General features: G+C 61.9%; 19 protein-coding genes. 12 read left to right on the top strand and 7 right to left on the bottom strand.

Features of this window, described 5'->3' with window-relative positions; genetic code table 11:
- Positions 1 to 571 precede the first annotated feature (571 nt).
- From FAZ21_RS05710 to FAZ21_RS05700, 3 genes are all read left to right on the top strand, one after another.
- The gene (locus tag FAZ21_RS05710; RefSeq protein WP_169307272.1) at positions 572 to 2,473 is read left to right on the top strand and encodes a glycosyl hydrolase family 18 protein; all 1,902 of its coding nucleotides are present in this window, start codon (positions 572 to 574) and stop codon (positions 2,471 to 2,473) included.
- A gap of 316 nt (positions 2,474 to 2,789) precedes the next feature.
- The gene (locus tag FAZ21_RS05705; RefSeq protein WP_169307271.1) at positions 2,790 to 4,001 is read left to right on the top strand and encodes a Dol-P-Glc:Glc(2)Man(9)GlcNAc(2)-PP-Dol alpha-1,2-glucosyltransferase; all 1,212 of its coding nucleotides are present in this window, start codon (positions 2,790 to 2,792) and stop codon (positions 3,999 to 4,001) included.
- 540 nt (positions 4,002 to 4,541) lie between these two features.
- Positions 4,542 to 6,560 (top strand): glycosyl hydrolase family 18 protein, encoded by a 2,019-nt coding sequence (locus FAZ21_RS05700; protein WP_373279524.1) that lies wholly within the window; start codon positions 4,542 to 4,544, stop codon positions 6,558 to 6,560.
- Positions 6,561 to 6,705: 145 nt separating this feature from the next.
- On the opposite strand, the gene FAZ21_RS05695 is transcribed toward FAZ21_RS05700, so the two are convergent.
- Complete coding sequence (locus FAZ21_RS05695; RefSeq protein ID WP_136772319.1) at positions 6,706 to 8,112, bottom strand: PhoH family protein; 1,407 nt, start codon at positions 8,110 to 8,112, stop codon at positions 6,706 to 6,708.
- A gap of 66 nt (positions 8,113 to 8,178) precedes the next feature.
- On the bottom strand, positions 8,179 to 8,634 hold the full coding sequence (locus tag FAZ21_RS05690; RefSeq protein WP_136772318.1) for a peroxiredoxin: 456 nt from the start codon (positions 8,632 to 8,634) through the stop codon (positions 8,179 to 8,181).
- Positions 8,635 to 8,792: 158 nt separating this feature from the next.
- Here FAZ21_RS05690 and dcd point away from each other — a divergent pair, with 158 nt between their 5' ends.
- From dcd to FAZ21_RS05670, 4 genes are all read left to right on the top strand, one after another.
- Positions 8,793 to 9,368 carry a dCTP deaminase gene (gene dcd / locus FAZ21_RS05685; protein ID WP_136772317.1) on the top strand — a complete coding sequence of 192 codons (576 nt, stop codon included), beginning with the start codon at positions 8,793 to 8,795 and terminating at the stop codon, positions 9,366 to 9,368.
- A 142-nt stretch (positions 9,369 to 9,510) separates the two neighbouring features.
- Entirely contained in the window at positions 9,511 to 10,554 is a 1,044-nt protein-coding gene (gene mgrA / locus FAZ21_RS05680) for an L-glyceraldehyde 3-phosphate reductase (protein ID WP_136772316.1), read from the top strand.
- Positions 10,555 to 10,631: 77 nt separating this feature from the next.
- A complete protein-coding gene (cysS, locus tag FAZ21_RS05675; RefSeq protein ID WP_136772315.1) occupies positions 10,632 to 12,011 on the top strand; it encodes a cysteine--tRNA ligase in 1,380 nt (459 codons plus the stop codon).
- 272 nt (positions 12,012 to 12,283) lie between these two features.
- Positions 12,284 to 14,614, top strand: coding sequence for a serine/threonine protein kinase (locus FAZ21_RS05670; RefSeq protein WP_136772314.1), 2,331 nt, complete (start codon positions 12,284 to 12,286; stop codon positions 14,612 to 14,614).
- Positions 14,615 to 14,659: 45 nt separating this feature from the next.
- Here the strand turns inward: FAZ21_RS05670 and FAZ21_RS05665 are convergent, their stop codons facing one another.
- Positions 14,660 to 14,863: a DUF2061 domain-containing protein gene (locus tag FAZ21_RS05665; protein WP_136772313.1), complete on the bottom strand. Its 204-nt coding sequence runs from the start codon at positions 14,861 to 14,863 to the stop codon at positions 14,660 to 14,662.
- A 98-nt stretch (positions 14,864 to 14,961) separates the two neighbouring features.
- A complete protein-coding gene (locus tag FAZ21_RS05660; protein WP_136772312.1) occupies positions 14,962 to 15,333 on the bottom strand; it encodes a DUF423 domain-containing protein in 372 nt (123 codons plus the stop codon).
- A gap of 148 nt (positions 15,334 to 15,481) precedes the next feature.
- Here FAZ21_RS05660 and FAZ21_RS05655 point away from each other — a divergent pair, with 148 nt between their 5' ends.
- Positions 15,482 to 15,661: a hypothetical protein gene (locus FAZ21_RS05655; RefSeq protein ID WP_136772311.1), complete on the top strand. Its 180-nt coding sequence runs from the start codon at positions 15,482 to 15,484 to the stop codon at positions 15,659 to 15,661.
- Between the two features lie 62 nt (positions 15,662 to 15,723).
- Here FAZ21_RS05655 and FAZ21_RS20185 read toward each other — a convergent pair whose 3' ends face one another.
- Entirely contained in the window at positions 15,724 to 15,897 is a 174-nt protein-coding gene (locus tag FAZ21_RS20185; protein WP_169307270.1) for a hypothetical protein, read from the bottom strand.
- A 164-nt stretch (positions 15,898 to 16,061) separates the two neighbouring features.
- On the opposite strand from FAZ21_RS20185, the gene FAZ21_RS05650 reads away from it, so the two are divergent.
- From FAZ21_RS05650 to FAZ21_RS05640, 3 genes are all read left to right on the top strand, one after another.
- Positions 16,062 to 16,454 (top strand): NUDIX hydrolase, encoded by a 393-nt coding sequence (locus FAZ21_RS05650; RefSeq protein WP_136772310.1) that lies wholly within the window; start codon positions 16,062 to 16,064, stop codon positions 16,452 to 16,454.
- Between the two features lie 231 nt (positions 16,455 to 16,685).
- The gene (locus tag FAZ21_RS05645) at positions 16,686 to 17,126 is read left to right on the top strand and encodes an RDD family protein (protein WP_211243379.1); all 441 of its coding nucleotides are present in this window, start codon (positions 16,686 to 16,688) and stop codon (positions 17,124 to 17,126) included.
- Between the two features lie 22 nt (positions 17,127 to 17,148).
- A complete protein-coding gene (locus FAZ21_RS05640; protein ID WP_136772308.1) occupies positions 17,149 to 17,589 on the top strand; it encodes a hypothetical protein in 441 nt (146 codons plus the stop codon).
- 208 nt (positions 17,590 to 17,797) lie between these two features.
- On the opposite strand, the gene FAZ21_RS21020 is transcribed toward FAZ21_RS05640, so the two are convergent.
- On the bottom strand, positions 17,798 to 17,932 hold the full coding sequence (locus tag FAZ21_RS21020; protein ID WP_281279737.1) for a hypothetical protein: 135 nt from the start codon (positions 17,930 to 17,932) through the stop codon (positions 17,798 to 17,800).
- A 239-nt stretch (positions 17,933 to 18,171) separates the two neighbouring features.
- Between FAZ21_RS21020 and FAZ21_RS05635 the strand changes: the two genes are divergently transcribed.
- On the top strand, positions 18,172 to 18,630 hold the full coding sequence (locus FAZ21_RS05635) for a GNAT family N-acetyltransferase (RefSeq protein WP_136772307.1): 459 nt from the start codon (positions 18,172 to 18,174) through the stop codon (positions 18,628 to 18,630).
- Positions 18,631 to 18,687: 57 nt separating this feature from the next.
- Here the strand turns inward: FAZ21_RS05635 and FAZ21_RS05630 are convergent, their stop codons facing one another.
- Complete coding sequence (locus tag FAZ21_RS05630) at positions 18,688 to 20,880, bottom strand: beta-1,3-glucanase family protein (protein WP_136772306.1); 2,193 nt, start codon at positions 20,878 to 20,880, stop codon at positions 18,688 to 18,690.
- Between the last annotated feature and the right edge of the window lie 191 nt (positions 20,881 to 21,071).

Raw genomic sequence — 21,071 nt, 5'->3', positions numbered from 1 at the left:
GGTTTTGTTAGCGACTCTGAACGATCGCGTCTGTTTTGATCGGGGGAGGGGCGGGGTACGAAACACAGGAAAGGACATTGCCGTTGAAATGCCGGCCTTTCTGGAATGCCCTGGCATCTGGCTCTTGCCGTATTCGTATTTTCATTCCCGTTTTTATTTAATTTATTGCTGATGGAGAATTTTGAAAAATCACTATTTCATTATGTTTTTATTTGGTGCTTTTCTTGGCATCCGGCAATCAATTCATGAAAGCGCTTTGATTTTTGTCCGACCAGCTTTCTTCCATTCATCTCCGCTGAACGGGTGTGATGTTTGACGATGTCATTTTTGTTAACTCATTGATTTTTATATAAACAAACAAGATTGTAGCTTTCTTTGACAGACTACATGCTTGTGGTTGATCATGTGCTGGATGTCGCACGGAGGAGAGAAAAGGGCAATTTCCGCCACGGTGGTTTTATTTTTTCACCGTGGCGGAAAAAAGCCTTGCGGCTAAAGACTTCCCAATAAAGGGAGGGGCTTCCTTTGAGTAAAGGAAGAGGCAATAAAACAATCGAAAGGAGTTTATGGCATGTCACGATTAAAACGTTTCACCCTGGCGGCGCTGCCCGCCATGCTGGCGGCGGCCTATGTATTTGCCGCCGCGCCGGCATGGCAGGAGGGATCGGTTTATGCGGCAGGCGATGTAGTCAGCTATGCCGGTGCCGAATACCGCGCACGGACCACCCATACCGCTCACATCGGCGCCAACTGGAATCCGGCCAGTTCGCCCACCTTGTGGGTGGTGGTGGCCGGCGGTAGCGGCGAGGTGACACCGCCACCGGTGACACCACCCGGGGTGACGCCGGTCGTACCGGTGGTGACCCCAACCCCGGTTGCAACCGGCTGCCATCAGGCCTGGTCGAGCACCGAGGTCTATCTCGGCGGAGCGCTCGTGACGTACAACGGCCGTAACTACAAGGCCGGTTGGTATACCCAGAACGATGAGCCGACCAAGGGTGGCGAGTGGGGCGTGTGGAAGGATCAGGGTGCCTGCGCCGGTGGCGGTGATGTCACGCCGGTGCCGGTGACCCCGGTTCCGGTAACGCCGGTGCCAGTAACGCCGGTGCCAGTAACACCGGTTCCCGTGACCCCCGTCCCGGTAACTCCCGTGCCAGTGACCCCGGTGCCGCCGGGTGGTACCCAGGTCGGGGCCTACTTCTCGCAGTGGGGTGTCTACGATCGCGGTTACGAAGTGGCCGATATCGACCTGTCGGGCGCCGCCCCCAAGCTTACCTTCATCAATTATGCCTTCGGCAACATCTACCAGAAGAATGGCGGGTACGAATGCGTGTCGGGCGTCAATCGCCTGGAAACCGGCGCAAGCGACCCGAATGCGCCGGATGCCGGCCTGGGTGGGGATGCCTGGGCGGATTACGTGCGTCCGCCTTCAAGGCTGGTCGATCCGACCAAGACCACGACCTGGGGTGCTCCGCTGCGTGGCAACTTCAACGAACTAAAGAACCTGAAGGCCAAGTATCCCAACCTGAAGGTGCTGATCTCGCTGGGCGGCTGGACCTGGTCCAAGTGGTTCTCCGCCGCATCGGCCACCGACAGTCTGCGCAAGCAACTGGTGAGCAGCTGTATCGACGTCTACATCAAGGGCAACCTTGCCGCGTTCGATGGTAGCGGCGGTGTGGCGGCGGCCAAGGGCGTGTTCGACGGTATCGACATTGACTGGGAGTTCCCCGGCTCGCACGGTGGCCAGCCATACAACACTGTCAGCCCGGCCGATACGCAGAACTTCACGTTGCTGATGAAGGAGTTCCGTACCCAGCTCGACGCGCTGAATGACGGCCACAAGCTGTTGACGGCGGCGGTCGGTGCCGGCAAGGACAAGATCGATCTGACCGAGCCGGCCGCGTACAGCCAGTACCTCGACTGGATCAACATCATGTCGTATGACTACAACGGCACCTGGGCAGCGCAAGGCCCGACGGACTTCCAGGCGCACCTGTATCCGGATCCGACAAACCCCAACGCCATCGATCCCAAGACTGGCGAAGCTAGCCTGGCGACCTACTACAACACCGATTCCGCGGTGAAGTCGCTGCTCGCCAAGGGCATACCGGCCAAGAAGCTGCACCTTGGCATCCCGTACTACGGCCGTGGCTGGACCGGCGTGCAGCCGGGCCCGAACGGCGATGGCCTGTATCAGGCAGCAACGGGCGCGGGCAGGGGTACGTACGAAGCCGGTAACGAGGACTACAAGGTGCTGAAGAATGCGCCGGGGACCGTCCATTACCACCCGGTGACCAAGCAGTCCTGGAAGTACGACGGCAACAACTGGTGGAGCTACGACACCCCGCAGGACATCGCGGTCAAGGTCGATTACATCAAGTCCATGGGCCTGGGCGGCGCATTCGGCTGGTCACTGGATGGCGATACCAAGGATGCCGAGCTGACCAAGGAAATGGCCAAGGTCCGCCAGTAATCGTTTCGCCCGAAACATCCTCTTTTACCTCTTCCCCCACCTTTCGAGGTGGGGGCTTTTTGAGGATGTCCGGCGCCGGTACTACAAGCAGGCCCATTGTGGCAATCCACCATCTGCGGGATCGTGTGGCGCGCGCGGTTCGGGTTGACGACGCCCTGCAATGGGGATGTCGGGGCGGGTGGCGCATGTCTACGCCGCACCCCGGGGGCCGCATGGCGGCAAGGCTTGGGTACGGGGGGCCGCAAACCGGAGAGGTCACCACTAAACCGAGCGTCCATCCATGGAGTTGCGGCGCCGCGAGAGAGGAGTTCGCCCCATGTCCGCAAAGCTGGCGGGTTTATACCCCTATGCCCTGCTATATGTATTCATCCTGATCGTTGCCTTCTATTTCCCCGATATCAGCCCGATGGCGGATGAAGGGATACACCTGTACCAGATCCAGCGGTTCCATGCCGGCGATTTCACCGTACACCCGGGGTTGACCACGATTCCCGGCTATCACTGGCTGATGGCGCTGCTGGCCATGCCCTGGGATTCGCCGGGCGCCGTGCTGGTGCGGCGCATCAATGCCTTCGTCGCGCTGGGTACGCTCACCACCCTGATCGTGCTCACCTGCCAGGTGCGTGGCCGGCTCTGCCTGACCCGGTTGACGCAGTTGCTCTTCCTGCCGGTGGTGCTGCCGTTCTATTTCCTGATCTACACCGATGCGGTCAGTCTGCTGCTGATCCTGTTGTGCCTGTCGCTGGGCTTGTCGCGGCGGATGTTGCTGGCGGCGATGGTGGGAACGCTCAGTCTGGGGATACGGCAGAACAACATCGTATGGCTGGCGATGATGCCATTCCTGCTCTACGCAACCGAGGGCGGTGTGTGGACGGATCGCCGGCAACTGGGGCGACATCTGCTGCGGTGCTGGCCGTTCGGCATCTGTGCCGCTGTGTTTCTGGCTTTTTTCATCATCAACGGTGGCGTGGCGGTCGGGGACCAGTGGGCACATCCTCCGCTGAGTTTCTACTGCGGCAATTTCTTCTTCATGCTGCTGGTTTACCTGGTGTTGTTCCTACCCGCGATCATCGCCCGTCTGCCGCAGACCTTGGCCTTCGCGCGTGCCGTGCCGACCAAGACGCTGCTGTTGGCGCTGTTGCTGACGATCTATCTGTTCGGGTTCACCAACAGCCACCCCTACAACCAGGTCTATCCGGAATACTTCCTGCGCAACATGGTGCTGATGACGATGGTGTCGTCGGTCTGGATCAAGATGCTGTGCTTCGGCCCGTTGCTGCTGGCGTTATGCGATTTCCTCGCGCGCTGTCAGGGCCGGCCCGCCTGGGTGGTGATCGGGGTGTTTTCGATGCTGGCCGTGTTGCCGGCCTGGCTGATCGAACAGCGCTACTACATCATTCCGCTGCTGCTGATGCTGCTCTATCGCGATGAAGACAAACCCTGGGTGGAGGCGGTGACGAGTTGGTTCTATATCCTCGCCGGGGCGATATGCACCTATGGCATGAGTACCCATCGCTTTTTCATGTAGCCGCTCCTGGTCCGTTCACTGTCCACCGCCCGACAGCCTGCTGTCGTATTGCAATCACCATGTCGCAGATGCCGTCAGCATGCTCCATATGAAGCATGGTCGGCATGCTGCCCACTCCTTGAAAGTTACAACATGTCCTCGGCATTTTTCTGCACGTATTTAAGATTTTACTTACTTACTTATAGGTAGGGTTTTTGCCTACTCAGTGACAAATAAACCATAAGCACCTGAAAAACAGTGGGTTTCACAAAACTACACTCAACCGTTCGTCATTGACAAACGGTAGTTTTCCTATCTTGTCGAATGTATATAAGTGAATGAATTTTAAGTAATAAATGTCGGTGTAGTGAATTTTGACAGGCTACATTGGCTGACGGAATATGTGCGCCATGCCACTCGATGCACGCCGTCGAGACCTGAACGGCTGCGCCCCTTGGTATCCAGAATTCGGGGGAGGCTCGAGATCGGGGCATAAGTGTTATCTGTCTATTTTTGACAGAAACTACAAAGAGACTAACGAGGATGGAGGATTTCTAAAACATGTCGCGTTTACATCACATGACATTACTGGCCATTCCGGCCGCACTGGCCGCCGCATATTCCTTTGCCGCCTATCCGGCATGGCAGGAAGGCAGCACCTATGCTGCCGGCACCCTGGTCAGCTACAGCGGCAAGGACTATCGCGCACTGGTGACGCATACCGCGCACGTCGGCACCAACTGGAACCCCGCCAGCTCGCCCACGCTGTGGAAGCTGGTAGGCGATTCCAGCGGCCCGACCCCGACCCCGGTGGTCACGCCGACCCCCGTCGTTACGCCGACCCCGACCCCCGTCGTTACGCCGACCCCGACCCCCGTTGTTACCCCGACGCCTGTCGTCACACCCACGCCGGCGGGCGCTGGTTGCCATGTCGCCTGGAATGCCACGGCCGTCTACAACACCGGCAGCCTGGTGACGCATGCCGGCACCAACTACAAGGCCAAGTGGTGGACCCAGGGTGACGACCCCACCAAGACCGGACAATGGGGCGTATGGGAAAACCTGGGCGCCTGCTCGGGCGATGTGACCCCGACCCCGGTCGTCACGCCCACTCCGACCCCCGTCGTGACGCCTACCCCGGTGGTCACCCCCACGCCGACCCCGGTGGTAACGCCGACCCCGACTCCGGTGGTAACACCTACCCCGACTCCGGTCGTGACCCCGACCCCGCCCGTTGTGACCCCGACCCCGGTGGTCCCCACCCCGACACCGGCACCGGTCGAAGGCGCCCAGGTGGGTGGTTACTTCAGCCAGTGGGGCGTGTATGGCCGTGGTTATGAAGTGGCCGACATCGCATCGTCCGGCGCCGCCGACAAGCTCACCTTCATCAACTACGCCTTCGGTAACCTCTACCAGAAGAACGGTGGCTACGAGTGCGCAACCGGCATCGACAAGCTGGAGCCCGGTGCCACCGATCCGACCCATCCGCAAGCCGGCACGGGTGGCGACGCCTGGTCCGACTATGGCCGCGTGCCGGCCCGTCTGGTCGATCCGAGCCAGCCGTACAAGTGGGATTCGCCGATTCGCGGCAATTTCGCCGAACTGAAGGCGCTGAAGGCCAAGTACCCCAACATCAAGGTGTTCATCTCGCTGGGCGGCTGGACCTGGTCCAAGTGGTTCTCCGCGGCGGCTTCCACCGATGCACTGCGCAAGCAACTGGTGAAGAGCTGCGTCGATACCTTCATCAAGGGTGATCTGGCTTCCTACGACGGTCGCGGCGGCCCCGGCACTGGCAAGGGTGTGTTCGACGGCATCGACATCGACTGGGAATTCCCCGGCTCGCACGGTGGCCAGCCGTACAACATCGTCAGCCCGGCCGACACGCAGAACTTCACGCTGTTGCTGGCCGAGTTCCGCAAGCAGCTGGATGCGCTGAACGATGGTCATAAGCTGTTGACGGTGGCGATCGGTGCCGGCAAGGACAAGATCGACCTGACCGAACCGGCCGAGTACAGCAAGCACCTCGACTGGATCAACATCATGTCGTACGACTACAACGGCACCTGGGCAGCGCAAGGCCCGACGGACTTCCAGGCGCACCTGTATCCGGATCCGACAAACCCCAACGCCATCGATCCCAAGACTGGCGAAGCTAGCCTGGCGACGCACTACAACACCGATTCCGCCGTGAAGTCGCTGCTCGCCAAGGGCGTGCCGGCCAACAAGCTGGTGGTGGGCCTGCCGTTCTACGGCCGTGGCTGGACCGGCGTGCAGCCGGGCCCGAACGGTGATGGTCTGTACCAGGCGGCCACTGGCGCAGCCAGGGGCACGTACGAAGCCGGTAACGAGGATTACAAGGTGCTGAAGACTGCGGCTGGTAAGGTCTACTACCATCCGACCACCAAGCAATCCTGGAAGTACGACGGTAACAACTGGTGGAGCTACGACACCCCGCAAGACATCGCGGTCAAGGTGGATTACGTCAAGAGCAAGCGCCTGGGCGGTGTATTTGCCTGGTCGCTCGACGGCGATACCAAGGATGCTGAACTGGCCAAGGAAATGGCCAAGGTCCGCAACTGAGGCGACATGTAGTCGATCACACCTCTTGAAAATTGACCCCTGCCTTCGGGCAGGGGCCTTTTTTTTGCATCGCGCCGCGGCATGAAAAAGCCGGCCTTGCGGCCGGCTGATGGGGGTGGAAGCAGGGGAGCTCGTGGCGACCAGCCTACAGCGTTTCCGCCGCGTAATCCGCCAGGCGCGAGCGCTCGCCGCGTTGCAATGTGATGTGTCCGGAGTGCCCCCAGCCCTTGAAACGGTCTACCACGAACGTCAGGCCGGACGAGCCTTCGGTGAGATAGGGCGTATCGATCTGGCTGATGTTGCCCAGGCAGACCACCTTGGTGCCGGGGCCGGCGCGGGTGATCAGCGTTTTCATCTGCTTGGGCGTCAGGTTCTGTGCCTCGTCGATGATCAGGAACTTGTTGAGGAAGGTGCGGCCGCGCATGAAGTTGAGCGACTTCACCTTGATGCGCGAGCGGATCAGGTCGCGGGTGGCGGCACGGCCCCAGTCGCCAGCCTCGGCATCGGTCTGGTTGAGCACGTCCAGGTTGTCCTCCAGCGCGCCCATCCACGGCTGCATCTTCTCCTCCTCGGTGCCGGGCAGGAAGCCGATGTCCTCGCCCACCGGCACGGTGACGCGGGTCATGATGATCTCGGTGTAGATCTTGGATTCCAGCGTCTGCGCCAGCCCTGCGGCCAGCGTGAGCAGCGTCTTGCCGGTGCCGGCCTGGCCCAGCAGCGAAATGAAATCGATGTCGGGGTTCATCAGCAGGTTGAGCGCGAAGTTCTGCTCGCGATTGCGCGCGGTGATGCCCCAGATGGCGTTCTTGCCGTGGCTGTAGTCCTTCAGGCTTTCCAGCGTGGCCTGCTTGCCTTCCACCGCGATCACCCGCGCGGCGAAGCCATCGACCGACTGGTAAAGCATCTGGTTGGTGTAGAGGTCGGGACAGTCCGGCCCCTTGATCTTCCAGTAGCTGCGGCCGTTCTCCTGCCAGCTTTGCAGATCCTTGCCGTTGGTATCCCAGAAGGTGGGCTCGATCTCGCGCATGCCGGTGTAGAGAAGATCGGTATCCTCCAGCACCTTGTCGTTGAAGTAGTCCTCGGCCGCCAGGCCCATCGCACGCGCCTTGATGCGCATGTTGATGTCCTTGGAAACCAGGATCACCTGCCGCTTGGGCTGCATCTGTTGCAGATGATGCACCACGCCCAGGATCTGGTTGTCGGCCTTGCCCATCGGCAGTTGCGACGGCAATACGCTGGTGATGGCCTCGGTTTGCAGGAACAGGTGCCCGCCAGCCTGGCCCTTGCTGGCATCCTCCAGCGAAACGCCTTCATTCAGGTTCTGCTCGCGACCGGCGATCAGCTCTTCGATGAAGCGGCTGGTCTGGCGCGCGTTGCGCGCCACTTCGCTCATGCCTTTCTTGTTGTTGTCCAGTTCCTCCAGCGTCATCATCGGCAGGAACAGATCGTGTTCCTCGAAGCGGAAGATGGACGTCGGATCGTGCATCAGCACGTTGGTGTCCAGCACGAAGAGCTTGGTTTCCTGAGCGCGGCGGGATTTGCGTGCGGCCATGGCTTTTCCTTGTTGTGATGGATGCTGGATGACAAACGAAAAGGCGGCCTTGCGGGCCGCCCTGGGTTACTGCTTCAGACTCTGGACGAAGGCGAGAACTTCCTCCACGTGGCCGGGAACCTTCACCCCGCGCCATTCCCTGACGACCTCTCCCTGGCCGTCGATCACGAACGTACTGCGTTCGATGCCGCGCACCTGCTTGCCGTACATGTTCTTCAGCTTCATCACGCCCATGGCCTCGCACAGCGCCTCCTCGGGGTCGCTGATCAGCTCGAACGGAAAGCATTGCTTGGTCTTGAAGCCCTCATGCGATTTCACCGAATCGCGCGAGACGCCGAACACCTTCACGCCAGCGGCGGCGAACGCATCGTGATGGATGCGGAAATCGTTGCCTTCGGTGGTGCAGCCGGGGGTGTTGTCCTTGGGATAGAAGTACAACACGTAGGCCTGGCCCTTGAGCGTGGCCGGATCGAACGTCGCGCCGCTGGTCGTGGGCAGCGCGAGGGCGGGAATACTGGACATGAAATCTCCGGTGATATTTGAAGACGCCCCGACGGGCTTATTCTGGTCAAAGCCCATCGGCCGGGCAAGATCGGGAATCGCAGGGTTGTTCTTTGCCAACAAGCGCTTCGCCGTCATGGTTACAATACGCAGCTATTTTCCAAGATGGTGTGACAACGATGAGTATCAAGAGCGATCGCTGGATTCGTCGCATGGCCGAGCAGAACGGAATGATCGAGCCTTTCGTGCCGGGCCAGGTGAAAGAAGTGAACGGCCAGCGCATCGTGTCCTACGGCACGTCGAGCTATGGCTACGACATCCGCTGCGCCGACGAATTCAAGGTATTCACCAACCTGAACAGCACCATCGTCGATCCGAAGAACTTCGATTCGAACAGCTTCGTCGATGTGTCGGGCAAGGGCTTTTGCATCATCCCGCCGAACTCGTTCGCGCTGGCGCGCACCGTGGAATATTTCCGCATCCCGCGCAACGTGCTGACGGTGTGTCTGGGCAAATCCACCTATGCGCGCTGCGGCATCATCGTCAACGTCACCCCGTTCGAGCCGGAATGGGAAGGCTACGTGACGCTGGAGTTCTCCAATACCACGCCGTTGCCCGCCAAGATCTACGCCAACGAGGGCGTGGCGCAGGTACTGTTCTTCGAGGCCGACGAGGACGATATCTGCGAAACCAGCTATCGCGACCGGGGCGGCAAGTACCAGGGCCAGATCGGCGTGACATTGCCCAAGACCTGAGCGGCCTTCCGCACGGATAGTGGACCGAACCGGCGCTTGCGCCGGTTTTTTCATGCCCGCAATAGGCCGTTCCCTGACTGGGCGCGCACGGCGATCCAGCGCAGGCTATCGTGATCCTTATCGCTGACCCGGAGCCCCGCCCATGACCTACCAAGCCGCCGCCGACCGCTACGCCACCATGACCTATCGCCGCTGCGGAGCCAGCGGCCTGCAACTGCCCTTGCTGTCGCTGGGGTTGTGGCACAACTTCGGCGACGCCGTGGCGCTCGATCGCCAGCGCGCCATGCTGCGCACGGCCTTCGATCTGGGCATCACCCACTTCGACCTCGCCAACAACTATGGCCCGCCCTATGGCGCGGCAGAGGCCAATTTCGGCCAGTTGTTCCGCCAGGATTTCAAGCCGTATCGCGATGAGCTGATCATCTCGACCAAGGCCGGCTGGGACATGTGGCCCGGCCCCTACGGCCAGGGCGGCGGCAGCCGCAAGTACGTGCTCGCCAGCCTGGACCAGAGCCTGCAACGCATGGGGCTGGATTACGTCGATATCTTCTATTCGCACCGTTTCGACGTGGATTCCCCCCTGGAGGAAACCGCCAGCGCCCTGGCCAGCGCGGTGCAACAGGGCAAGGCGCTGTACGTCGGCATCTCGTCGTACTCGCCAGGCAAGACCCGCGAGATGGCCGCGCTGCTGGCGCAATGGAAGGTGCCGCTGCTGATCCATCAGCCGTCGTACAACATGCTCAACCGCTGGATCGAGCAGGAACTGCTGGGCACACTGGCCGACGCCGGCATCGGCTGCATCACCTTCACCGCGCTGGCGCAAGGGCTGTTATCGGACAAGTACCTGAACGGCATTCCCGCCAGCGCACGCGTCAACCAGCCGGGTGGCGGCTCGTTGCAGGCCAGCCATCTCAGCGATGAAAACATCGCGCGGGTGCGTGCGCTGAACCAGATCGCCCAGCGGCGCGGGCAAAGCCTGGCGCAGATGGCGCTGGCCTGGGTGCTGCGCCATCCGGCGGTGACCACCACGCTGATCGGCGCCAGCACGCCGGAACAGATTCGCGAGAACGTCGGCGCGCTGGCCAACCTGGCGTTCACCGCCGAGGAACTGGCGGAGATCGACCGCTACGCGGTGGAAAGCGGCATCAATCTGTGGGAAAAGCCTTCGACAGATCAACATATCTGACCGGCATGCGTGGCGGGCGGCGACGCCCGCGCTCCGCCTGCTAGAATGGCCGCTTTTCCGTTCCGCATACCCCCGCCATGCTCAATCTGTACAACACGCTCTCGCGCGAAAAGGAAGTCTTCCAGCCCATCGAACCGGGCAAGGTGAACATGTATGTCTGCGGCATGACCGTCTACGACTACTGTCACCTGGGGCATGCGCGCGTCATGGTGGTGTTCGATATGGTGGCGCGCTGGCTGCGCGCGTCCGGCTACGCGGTGGATTACGTGCGCAACATCACCGACATCGACGACAAGATCATCAAGCGCGCGCTGGAAAACGGCGAATCGATCAACGCGCTGACCCAGCGCTTCATCGACGCGATGAACGAGGATGCCGCGGCACTGGGCGTCCAGCGCCCGGATCACGAGCCGCGCGCAACCGAGTTCGTCGGCGCCATGCACGAGATGATCGCCCGGCTGATCGAAAACGGCCTGGCCTACAGCGCGCCGAACGGCGACGTGTACTACGCGGTGCGCAAGTTCGACGGCTACGGCAAGTTGTCCGGCAAATCGTTGGAGGATCTGCGCGCCGGCGAGCGCGTCGACGTCGACCCCAACAAGCAATACCCGCTGGATTTCGTGCTGTGGAAGGCCGCCAAGCCCGACGAACCGGCCGACGCCAAGTGGGCCTCGCCGTGGGGTGCCGGCCGGCCGGGTTGGCACATCGAGTGCTCGGCCATGAGCTGCCACCACCTGGGCGCGCATTTCGACATCCACGGCGGCGGTGCCGACCTGCAGTTCCCGCACCACGAGAATGAGATCGCGCAGAGCGAGGGCGCCAGTGGCCAGCGCTATGTCAACTACTGGATGCACAACGGCTTTATCCGCGTGGACAACGAGAAGATGTCCAAAAGCCTGGGCAACTTCTTCACCATCCGCGAGGTACTGAAGAAATACGACGCCGAAGTGGTACGCTTTTTTATCCTGCGCGCGCACTACCGCAGCCCGCTCAACTACAGCGATGTGCATCTGGACGACGCGCGCAACGCGCTCACCCGGCTGTATACCGCGCTGAAGGCCGTTCCGGCCGCACCCGTGGCGCTGGATTGGCAAAGCCCGTACGCCGTGCGCTTCAAGGCGGCGATGGACGATGATTTCAATACCACCGAAGCGGTGGCGGTGCTGTTCGAACTGGCGCACGAAGCCCACCGCCAGCAATCGGCGGCACTGGCTGGCGAGCTGAAGGCACTGGCCGCTGTGCTGGGCCTGCTGGAGCGCGAGCCGCAGGCTTTCCTGCAAGGCGCGGCGGGCGAGGGCGAATGGACGGCGGAGCGCATCGAAGCCGCCATCGCCGCGCGTAAAGCGGCCCGTGCCGACAAGAACTGGGCCGAATCCGACCGCATCCGCGACGAACTGACTGCGGCAGGCGTGGTGCTGGAAGACGGTGCGCAGGGCACAGGGTGGCGTCGCGCCTGAGCGATTCGAAGGTGAGGAAGAGGGCGCTGCGGCGCCCTCTTTTTTGTGCGCGGCGGCTGTCTTGGTATCTTTCTCAAAAAGACAGATTTGATTGTTCGAGTGCTTGCTTTGATGTGCGTCTTTCTCCGGCTTGACGTGCCGGCAAATCCAGCCTGAGCAACAGATACGGGCAATGGGAAGGTCGACCGCGCGTCCGAAGTTTCCTGTCATGAACCGGCTTTCGCCCAGCGCCTTTCCTCTCGGTACAGCTATCATGGTCAGCGGGAGGGGCCATGGCTGAAACACTACAAAAACGCTTTGAAATCGTTCGTACCCTTGGAGACGGAGCCCAGGGAAAAGTCTACCTGGCCAGGGATGCCAAGCTCGGTCGTCAGGTGGCGCTGAAAGCACTGCGCCAGGGGCGCGCGGCCGGCATGGAAGAGGCGCGCCTGGCCAGCCGGTTGCAGCACCCCAACATCGTCACGCTGTTCGATGCCTTCGAGGCGCAGGGCCAGTCCTGGCTGGTGTTCGAGTACGTGGAAGGCGAAACCCTGGGCGCGCTGCTGAAACGGGAAGGCCCGCTGCCACCCACCCGCGCGGTGGAGCTGGCCAGCGGCATCCTGCAGGGCCTGATCTGCGCCCACGGCCAGGGCGTGATCCATCGCGACATCAAACCGCAGAACGTGATGGTCGATGGCGCCGGGCGGCCCCGCATCATGGATTTCGGCATTGCCGCGCTACGCGGCGCCAAGGTCGATCTATCCGGTACCGCCAGCTATATGGCGCCCGAAATGCTCAAGAGCCTGCCCGCCGAAGCGCAGGCGGACCTGTTCGGCGTGGGGATGACGCTCTATGAAATGCTCACCGGGCGCACCGCCGCCGAAGGCGATTCCACCATCGCCATCCTGTATCACATCCTGAACAACCCCTTCACGCCGCCCTCGCGTTTCAAGGCGGATATCGACGAAAAGCTCGATCATCTGGTGATGGTGTCGCTGTTCAAGGAGCCCCGGGAGCGTTACACCGACGCCGATGCCATGTTCGACGCGCTGCGCACGTGGCAGGGTCACCACGACGAGCGCGCCGAGGGCGAATCCGCCACTGGCAGCAGTACGGTGGAGTTCCTGCTGCGCCGCATGCGGCACACGGCGGATTTTCCCGCGCTGTCGCAGGCGATCAGCGCGATCAACAAGATCAGCGGCGACGATGCCGAGCGGCTGCAAGTGCTGTCCGAGGTGATCCTCAAGGACTTTTCGCTGACCAACAAGCTGTTGCGCATCGTCAACTCGGCCACCTACAGCCAGTTCGGCGGCACCATCAGCACCGTTTCCCGCGCCATCGTGATCCTGGGGTTCGACGCCATCCGCAACCTGGCGATCACGCTGCTGCTGTTCGAGCACATGCACAACAAGGCGCAGGCGGTGACGTTGCGCGAAAGCGTGCTGCGCGCCTTTTTCTCCGGCCTGCTGTGCCGGGGCATCGGCAAGCGCATCGGTACCCGCGATGCCGAAGAGGCGCTGATCTGCGGCATGTTCCACCACCTGGGGCAACTGCTGACGCTGTACTACTTCCATGAGGAAAGCGTGGAGATCGGCAAGCGGGTGGAGGGTGGCATGACGGTCGAGGTCGCCGCGAAGCAGGTGCTGGGGCTGGGCTACAGCGACCTTGGCATCGGCGTGGCGCAGCACTGGAGTTTTCCGGAACGGATCGTCAACAGCATGCGCCCACTGCCACCGGGGCCATTGCGCGAGCCGCAAAATAACCTGGAGCGGCTGCGCCAGTACACCAACCTGGGCGCGGACATGCAGCAACTGGTGGGCAGCAGCGCCCGCGAGGCGCCGCGCATGCAGGCGGCGCTGGTCGAACGCTACGGCCGGCCACTGGGCATCTCCTCGCGCGATATCGACGAGCTGATGCGAGAAACCGCCGACCATTTCATTTCCTATCTGAGCGTGATCGGGGTGAACCACAGCGGCAGCGAATTCATGCGCCAGTTGCGCCGCGCCCACGCCAGCCCATTGACGGCCGGCGGGCCGGAAGCCTTCGAGGACATGCTGGATCGCGCAACACTGGACGCGCCATTCGAAGCCACCGAGCAGGCGCAACCGGCCGAGGTGCTGGCGGCCGGCGTGCAGGACATCACCAACACGCTGGTGGGCGACTTCAAACTGAACGATCTGCTGCGGATGATCCTGGAAACGATGTACCGCGCCATCGGCTTCGAGCGCGTGATCTTTGCCACCCGCGACACCAAACGGCCGGTGATCCAGGGCCGTTTCGGCTTCGGCGAAGGCATCGGTGCGCTGGTGGGTGGGTTCCAGATCGATGTCGGGCCGGTGGTGGATGTGTTCCAGGTGGCGATGGCACGCAACGCCGATATCCTGATCGAGGACATCAACGCCGAAAGCATCCACGACCGCGTGCCCGAGTGGTATCGCCGGCTGGTGCCGTCGTGCACTTTCATCGTGTTCCCGCTCAAGCTGGATCAGCGGGTGATCGGCTGCTTCTATGGCGACATGCGCGAAGCCGGCAGCCTGAAGCTCTCGCACAACGAACTCAACCTGCTCAAGACCCTGCGCAATCAGGCGCTGCTGGCGATCCGCACCAAACAGGTGGGCGGCTGAGCGGGCAGGGCAAAGAAAAACCGGGGCCATGCCCCGGTTTTTGTCCTAGGCCGCCACGACCCGTGCGAGCCTGCGCGCCTTGAAGCCGTGCCACACCTTATCGTGGAAGTGATGCGCCACGCTCATGCAGAGCGGCTCCACCACCGCCACCACGCCACCGGCTGCCAGGCTGCCGGTCATGGCGTAAGTGACGCCGAAGCCCACCAGGTGCAGGACGACGCCGCTGCTGACTTCGCATGCCTTGACCATGATGGGCTCCCTTTGATGTAACCGTTATTCGATGAGCAGATGATAGCGATTCTCATCCAATATCGAAAATTGATTGTTCCCATCAAACCCATAGCTTTTTAACGCGATAGGGCGCGCCACGCCACCAGTGCCCATGCCAGCAGAAATGCCGTGCCGCCCAAGGGGGTGATCGCGCCCAGCACGCGTACGCCACTCAAGGCCAGCGCATACAGGCTGCCACTGAACAGGACGATACCCGCCAGCATCAGCCCGCCGGCCCAGGCCAGCAGGTGTCCGGGAAAGCGTGGCAGCAGCAGCGCAATGGCAAACAGGCCCAGCGCATGCACCATCTGGTAGGTCACGGCGGTTTGCCAGATGGCGAGCATCGGCGCGCTCAGCATCGTTTTCAGCGCATGGGCGCCGAACGCGCCGGCGCCGACGGCAATGAAAAGATTGATCGCAGCGGCGGCAACCAGTTGTCTGTCATTCATGGCGTGCGTTCCTACAAGGCAAGGCCGCAAATTCTACGGCGAATGCCTGCGGCCCACCTACCGCAACGCGCGCGGCGCGCCGACTGCCGCACCACAGCGCGGATCGTATCGTGGTGCCGTATCCGCGACACTGTGGAAGGAGCGAACCATGGCCTACCCCTACGAACTCGATTACGACGAACGCCTGCGTGCCGATACGTCCGAATGGCTGGCCCCGGAAAACTGGGACACCGACGACGGCGACTACGATCCGCTACCTGGCCAACTGGCCAATCATCTGCAACGCCCGTATTACGATGCGCCGCTGCACTGGAATGCGGAGCGCTGACCCCCGGTGCCATGAAAAAAAGGCCGACACCATCCGGGTGCCGGCCCTTTGGGGCGAACGCGTTACTTGCGATGCTGTCCGCGCAGGCGGTCGAGTTCCTGTTGATGGTGCGCCTCTTGTGGCGTATCGGGGTAATCCAGCTCGCCCGACTGGCGTTCCGCATCGTAGAGGCGGGCGCGGTCCGCAGGGGGCGCTGGTGTGTCGGAAGACTGTTCGGGCGGCGGTGTCTTGCTCATGCTGTTTCCTCGGCGTGGTCCAGCCCTCATCCTAGGTTGCCAGGCTGACATCGCGGTGGGGCTAAATACCAACGCGACGGGCAACACAGCAGGAGGAAGGCGACAAGTAACCGCTTTCCACAGGCATCCGGGCCATAATCGGCATTTCGCCAGTATCCAGCGCCATGCTCCCGATCGAAGTCGTTACCCTCGTCACCTTGCATCAAGGCCGCCTGCTGACCGTGCGCAAGCGCGGCACGGCGCATTTCATGCTGCCGGGCGGCAAGCCGGAATCGGGCGAAGCGCCGTTGGCGGGGCTGCTGCGCGAGTTGCGGGAAGAACTCGGCTGCGGCGTTCAGGCCGGCACATTGCGCGAGCTGGGCCGCTTCAGTGCCCAGGCGGCGAACGAGCCAGGGCGTACCGTCAATGCCACCGTCTATACCGGCGTCCTCGACGCGCCACCGCGCCTGGCCGCCGAGATCGAGGCGCTGGCGTGGATCGACCCAGCGCAGCCCGATGTCACACTGGCGCCGCTGTTGCGCGACCATGTACTTCCCGCGCTGCGGCAACGCGGCTAGGCCCTGTTGATACAACGCGTTGGCTGCATCGCGCAGTGCCTTGCTTGCCACGCGCCGTCTATTGTTAGCGACCGGGGGAATCACCGGCCACCTCGCCGATATCTGAAAACGGTGGCCAGCAATTTTGCGTATCCATTCATTCTTACGAATTCTTGATGAATTGCTGAGGTTGATTGTCGGTAGGTAAGGGCGCGTGTATAACCGCCAGAGTCCCGCATGACGGAGTACCCCATGGAACAGGCGAATCCCGAATACGAGTACGTCGGCTTCTGGCCCCGCGTCGGCGCCACGCTGATCGACACGCTGTTGCTGATGCTCATCACCTTGCCGCTGAGCCTGGCCATCTATGGGCGCGAGTATTTCGAGGTCGAGGACATCGTTGCCGGGCCGGCCGACTTTCTGATTTCCTGGGTGCTGCCGGCGGTGGTGGTGGTGGCGTTCTGGCTGAAATGGCAGGCCACGCCGGGCAAGCGCGCGATCTCGGCGCGGATCGTCGATGCGCGCACCGGTGGCGTGCCGACGGGAGGACAATACGCGGTGCGTTACCTCGGCTATTTCGTTTCCACCATTCCGCTATGTCTTGGCCTGATCTGGGTGGCCTTCGATGCACGCAAACAAGGCTGGCACGACAAGATGGCGGGCACGCTGGTGATAAGAAGCCCCCATCGTTGACGTGGGTGCCGGAGATGCTTCCATGAGCAAGGTCAGGCAGTTTTTCGCGCGCTACGAAGAAGGTGCGAACACCTTCGATCCCGATCTCGTCTGCGGGCAGTTCACCGATGTCTTCATGGGCGCCGATCCCAACGGCGTCGCGGCCATCCCCAATGATCAGGTTTTTCGCGATGCCATTCCGCAACGCGAGGCTTTCTTCAGCCAGATCGGCTTTCGCGCCGCCAAAGTGCTGGAGGTGATCGAAACGCCGCTGGACCCGCGCTACACCATGGCCAAGGTGCTCTGGCGGATGACCTTCGAAAACCCGCCCGGCCAGCTTCGCGATTTCGAGTTCTTCATCACCTACTTCCTGTTCGATGCCGGTGTCGGGCCCCGGGTGGCGTTCTATATCTCGCACGACGACGAACAGCAGGTGATGCGAGAGGCGGGGCTGATCCCGGGAAGCCAGGGCCCGAAGCCATGAACCCGCGCCGCCAGCGTGGATGGGCGCAGGTGTTTATTTTCGCCGTGTTGTCCGTGGGCTGCGCCATCACTTCGGCATGCCTGTGGCATCGATCCCGGCTGGCCACCTTGCGGGACGATCCCGGGTAGGGCAATACAATAGGGGACGTCACCGTCACAACAAAAGAAAGCCCCGCATCAAGCGGGGCTTTCTTTTGCATCTGGATGCGTTACTCCCAGACTTGCAGCGTGAACCAATCCACATCGTGCGCATCGTCCACGCTGTCGTAGGCGACGGTGTCCTCGGCTTCACGGGGGTCGTGCTGCGGCGTTTCGCGCGGGGCGAGCGGATCGAGATCGGCCATGGCGTTGCTCCTGGTGGGTGACCATTCCAATGTATTGGTGCGGCGCAGCAAGGCGCATCGGCGTTTTCCCCAATCGCGCGTAGGACAAAGCGCAACAGAAGCATATCCGCGCCATGGCGGCGCAATTGCCCGGCCCACTACAATGCGCGCTCGATTCGAGGAGGCAGTGACATGTTTATTCTCAACTGACCGGGACCCAACCATCTGTCATCACCCCTTATGCGGAGAAAACGCATCGAATGAAGGTCATCAACATACGGAAGCAGCCCGAATACACCGAACGGGCGATCCAGTATTTCCAGAGCAAATGGGCATCCGAGGCCAGCAAGCCCGTCTACGACGACAGCATCCGTCGCAGCGTGGTGGCCAGCAACCCGTTACCGGTGTGGTATCTGCTGGAAGACGAAGGGGAGATCGTCGGCTGTGCCGGCCTGATCACCAACGACTTCATCAGTTGCGGCGACCTGTGGCCCTGGCTGTGCGCGCTCTATATCGAGCCGGCGCAGCGCGGCCGGGCGCTGGGGCGGCTGTTGATCGAGCAGGCCAGGCACGACAGTGCGGCGATGGGCTTCAACTCGCTCTACCTGTGTTCCGATCACGTGGGCTACTACGAACGCTACGGGTTTACGCGGATCGGCATCGGCTACCATCCGTGGGGCGAAAGCTCGGGTGTGTTCGAAGCCAACACGGCGCTCTAGCGCTCGCAAAAAAAGGCGGCAGATGATTCTGCCGCCTTTTTCATGGGCGCAATGCGCTTACCAGCCCACGGTGACGATCAACCCCTTGGGCGAGGGGTGTTCCAGCAGGCTGCTGTGCCCGCGTACGTCGTCATAGCAAAAGCCGTACGACAACCCGTCGATGCTGTGATCGTGCCAGAACTTGGAAAAATAGTTGGCCGGGCCTTGCAGGTAGTAGTACGACGCATTGCTCCAGTTGCCCGGGTCCACCGTCAGCAATAGATGACGATTGAAGGCGGCGGTGATCTGCGCCTGCACTACTTTCTCCTCGGCATTGCCCGCGGCCAGGTTGCCTGAGCCTTCCATGATGTCCTGCGTCACCGGTTTGCCCCGGATGTACAGGTTCTGCGGGCCACCATTCTTCGAGAACACGAAGTCGTTACCGATCACCCGCCCACGGAAGGTGCCAGCCTCGGCGGTGAACACCAGATCGTTACTGGCGTAATAGCTCCAGACCTGGTTCACATAGTTGGTGTAGTAGCTGCTGTTGGCGCCGCCGTGACCAAAGCCACCCTTGCCCGGCGCGACGATGCGGTACGGCCGCTTCACCAGCGATTTGAATTCCGCCGGCACGTCGCGCTCGAACGCGCTGAACAGCGCTTCGCGCGTTTCGGTCTCGCCCAGGGTACGGTCATAGCCATCCAGGCCGATCAGGCGCGTGCGGATCGGGAAGCCGAACTGGTCCACCCGCGTGGAATTGCCGTGATAGCCGTACTGGTCCACGGTGAACTCCACCCATTCGAAGTACACGTCCTGGTTGGGGTCGGTCGGGTTGCCCAGGTCCGGCCCGGCAAAGCCCAGGCGGCCGTCGGCGGCCATATTGATCTTGATGTACATCGGTGAGCCCACGCTGACGAACAGCCGCCCGGAATCGATCTGCGGGATCGATACCCAGTTGGCCTGGCTCAGGGTGGAGAAGTAATTGGCATAGTTCTGCCCACCCTTGGTCAGGCGGCCGGCCGCATCGTTGTCCGCCAGATTGGCAGGCACCAGTTGCCCGCTGCGGTTCACGTACGACAACACCTTGGTGACCGGGTGGTAGCCGATGATGGCCCAGTACACCTGCTGATCACCGTAAGTACCCCGGGTGGCGTTTTCCAGCTTGATGGTCATTGCACCATTGCCCACCGGCAGATCGGGGTTGGCCGGCGTGGGAGTCGGCGTGACCGGTGTCGGCGTGGGGGTGACGCTGCCGGTGACGAACTCCAGCCAGTTCAGGTTGAAGCCGCCATTGCTGGCATGGATACGCAGCACCTGGTTTCCGGCGGGCAGGGTGACCGTGGCCTGTACAGTGGCCCAGTTCTGCCAGCCGCCGGTATTGGGCACCGAAACGCTGGCCAGCACTGCGCCCGCCGCGTTGCGCAATTGCAGCGTCGCGCCGCTGTTGGGGCTGGCGACGCGCAGTTGCAGCGTATAGCTGCGTGCAGTGGCCACGTTGACGCGATAGTCCATCCAGTCGTTGGTTTCGATCCAGCCGACATTCAGGCCGCCGCCGCTATCGGTGGTGGTTTCGGTCTGCACGCCGCTCATTGCGGTCCAGGCTTCGGCCTGGATGCGACCGGGTACCGCCGCGCCAGCCGGCGTCGGCGTCACAGGTGTCGGGGTGGCGGTCGGGGTAGGGGTGACCACCGGTGTCGGCGTCGGGGTCGGTTGCGAACCGCAGTTGCCTCCTGGGCGCCACAAGGTGGGTGTCGCAGCGGGGTTCCAGTTGGTACCGACATAGGCGGTATGCGTTACCAGGGCGGTATAGGTGGCGCCGTTATAGCTGACCACGGTGCCTGCGGCATAGGTATTGCCTTCGGCCCAGGCCAGACAACCGGACGTACCGGCCGGTGTGGGCGTGGGCGCAGTGGTCGGCGTCGGTGTCGGGTTGGCTGCGCCGACTGTATGGCTGAAGGCCGGCGAATCATAGGCCGGCGTACCGTTGTTGTAGGTGAACAAGTAATCCAGCCGGGTGCCGGTGGCTACATTGACCTGTTGCTCGTAGCGCGCGTTGCCGGCGCTGTAGCCCATGCGCATGTTCTGCTTGGCGCCACCGTTCACCGCATAGTGGATATCCACCCAGGTGGTGGATACATTCGATTTGAACCAGATCGTGGCCACATTGCCGGCCACGCTCACTCCATTGCTGAAATCGGCCGCGTGGGCCGAAACCAGCCAGAACAGGCTCGTCAGCAGACTGACGAGCCACACTCTCCATCGCATCTTCATTTTTGTCGCTCCATCCGGGCTGTTTTGGGCGCGCAGGGAGTACATCCACCTGGCGCTCGTGACGTAATGAAAGGGCTTTCATGAAAGCGCGTCAACACACGGCGCACGAGCGGAAGAGGGCGGGGGACCTGCGGTATGCCGGGCAGATAGGGCGGAAAAAATGCAGCAGTATCAGGATTTTTGGCGTGCAT

The sequence above is a fragment of the Chitiniphilus eburneus genome (assembly GCF_005048205.1).
GTDB classification, from domain to species: Bacteria; Pseudomonadota; Gammaproteobacteria; order Burkholderiales; family Chitinibacteraceae; genus Chitiniphilus; species Chitiniphilus eburneus.
This window is presented reverse-complemented; position numbering and strand designations above follow the sequence as displayed.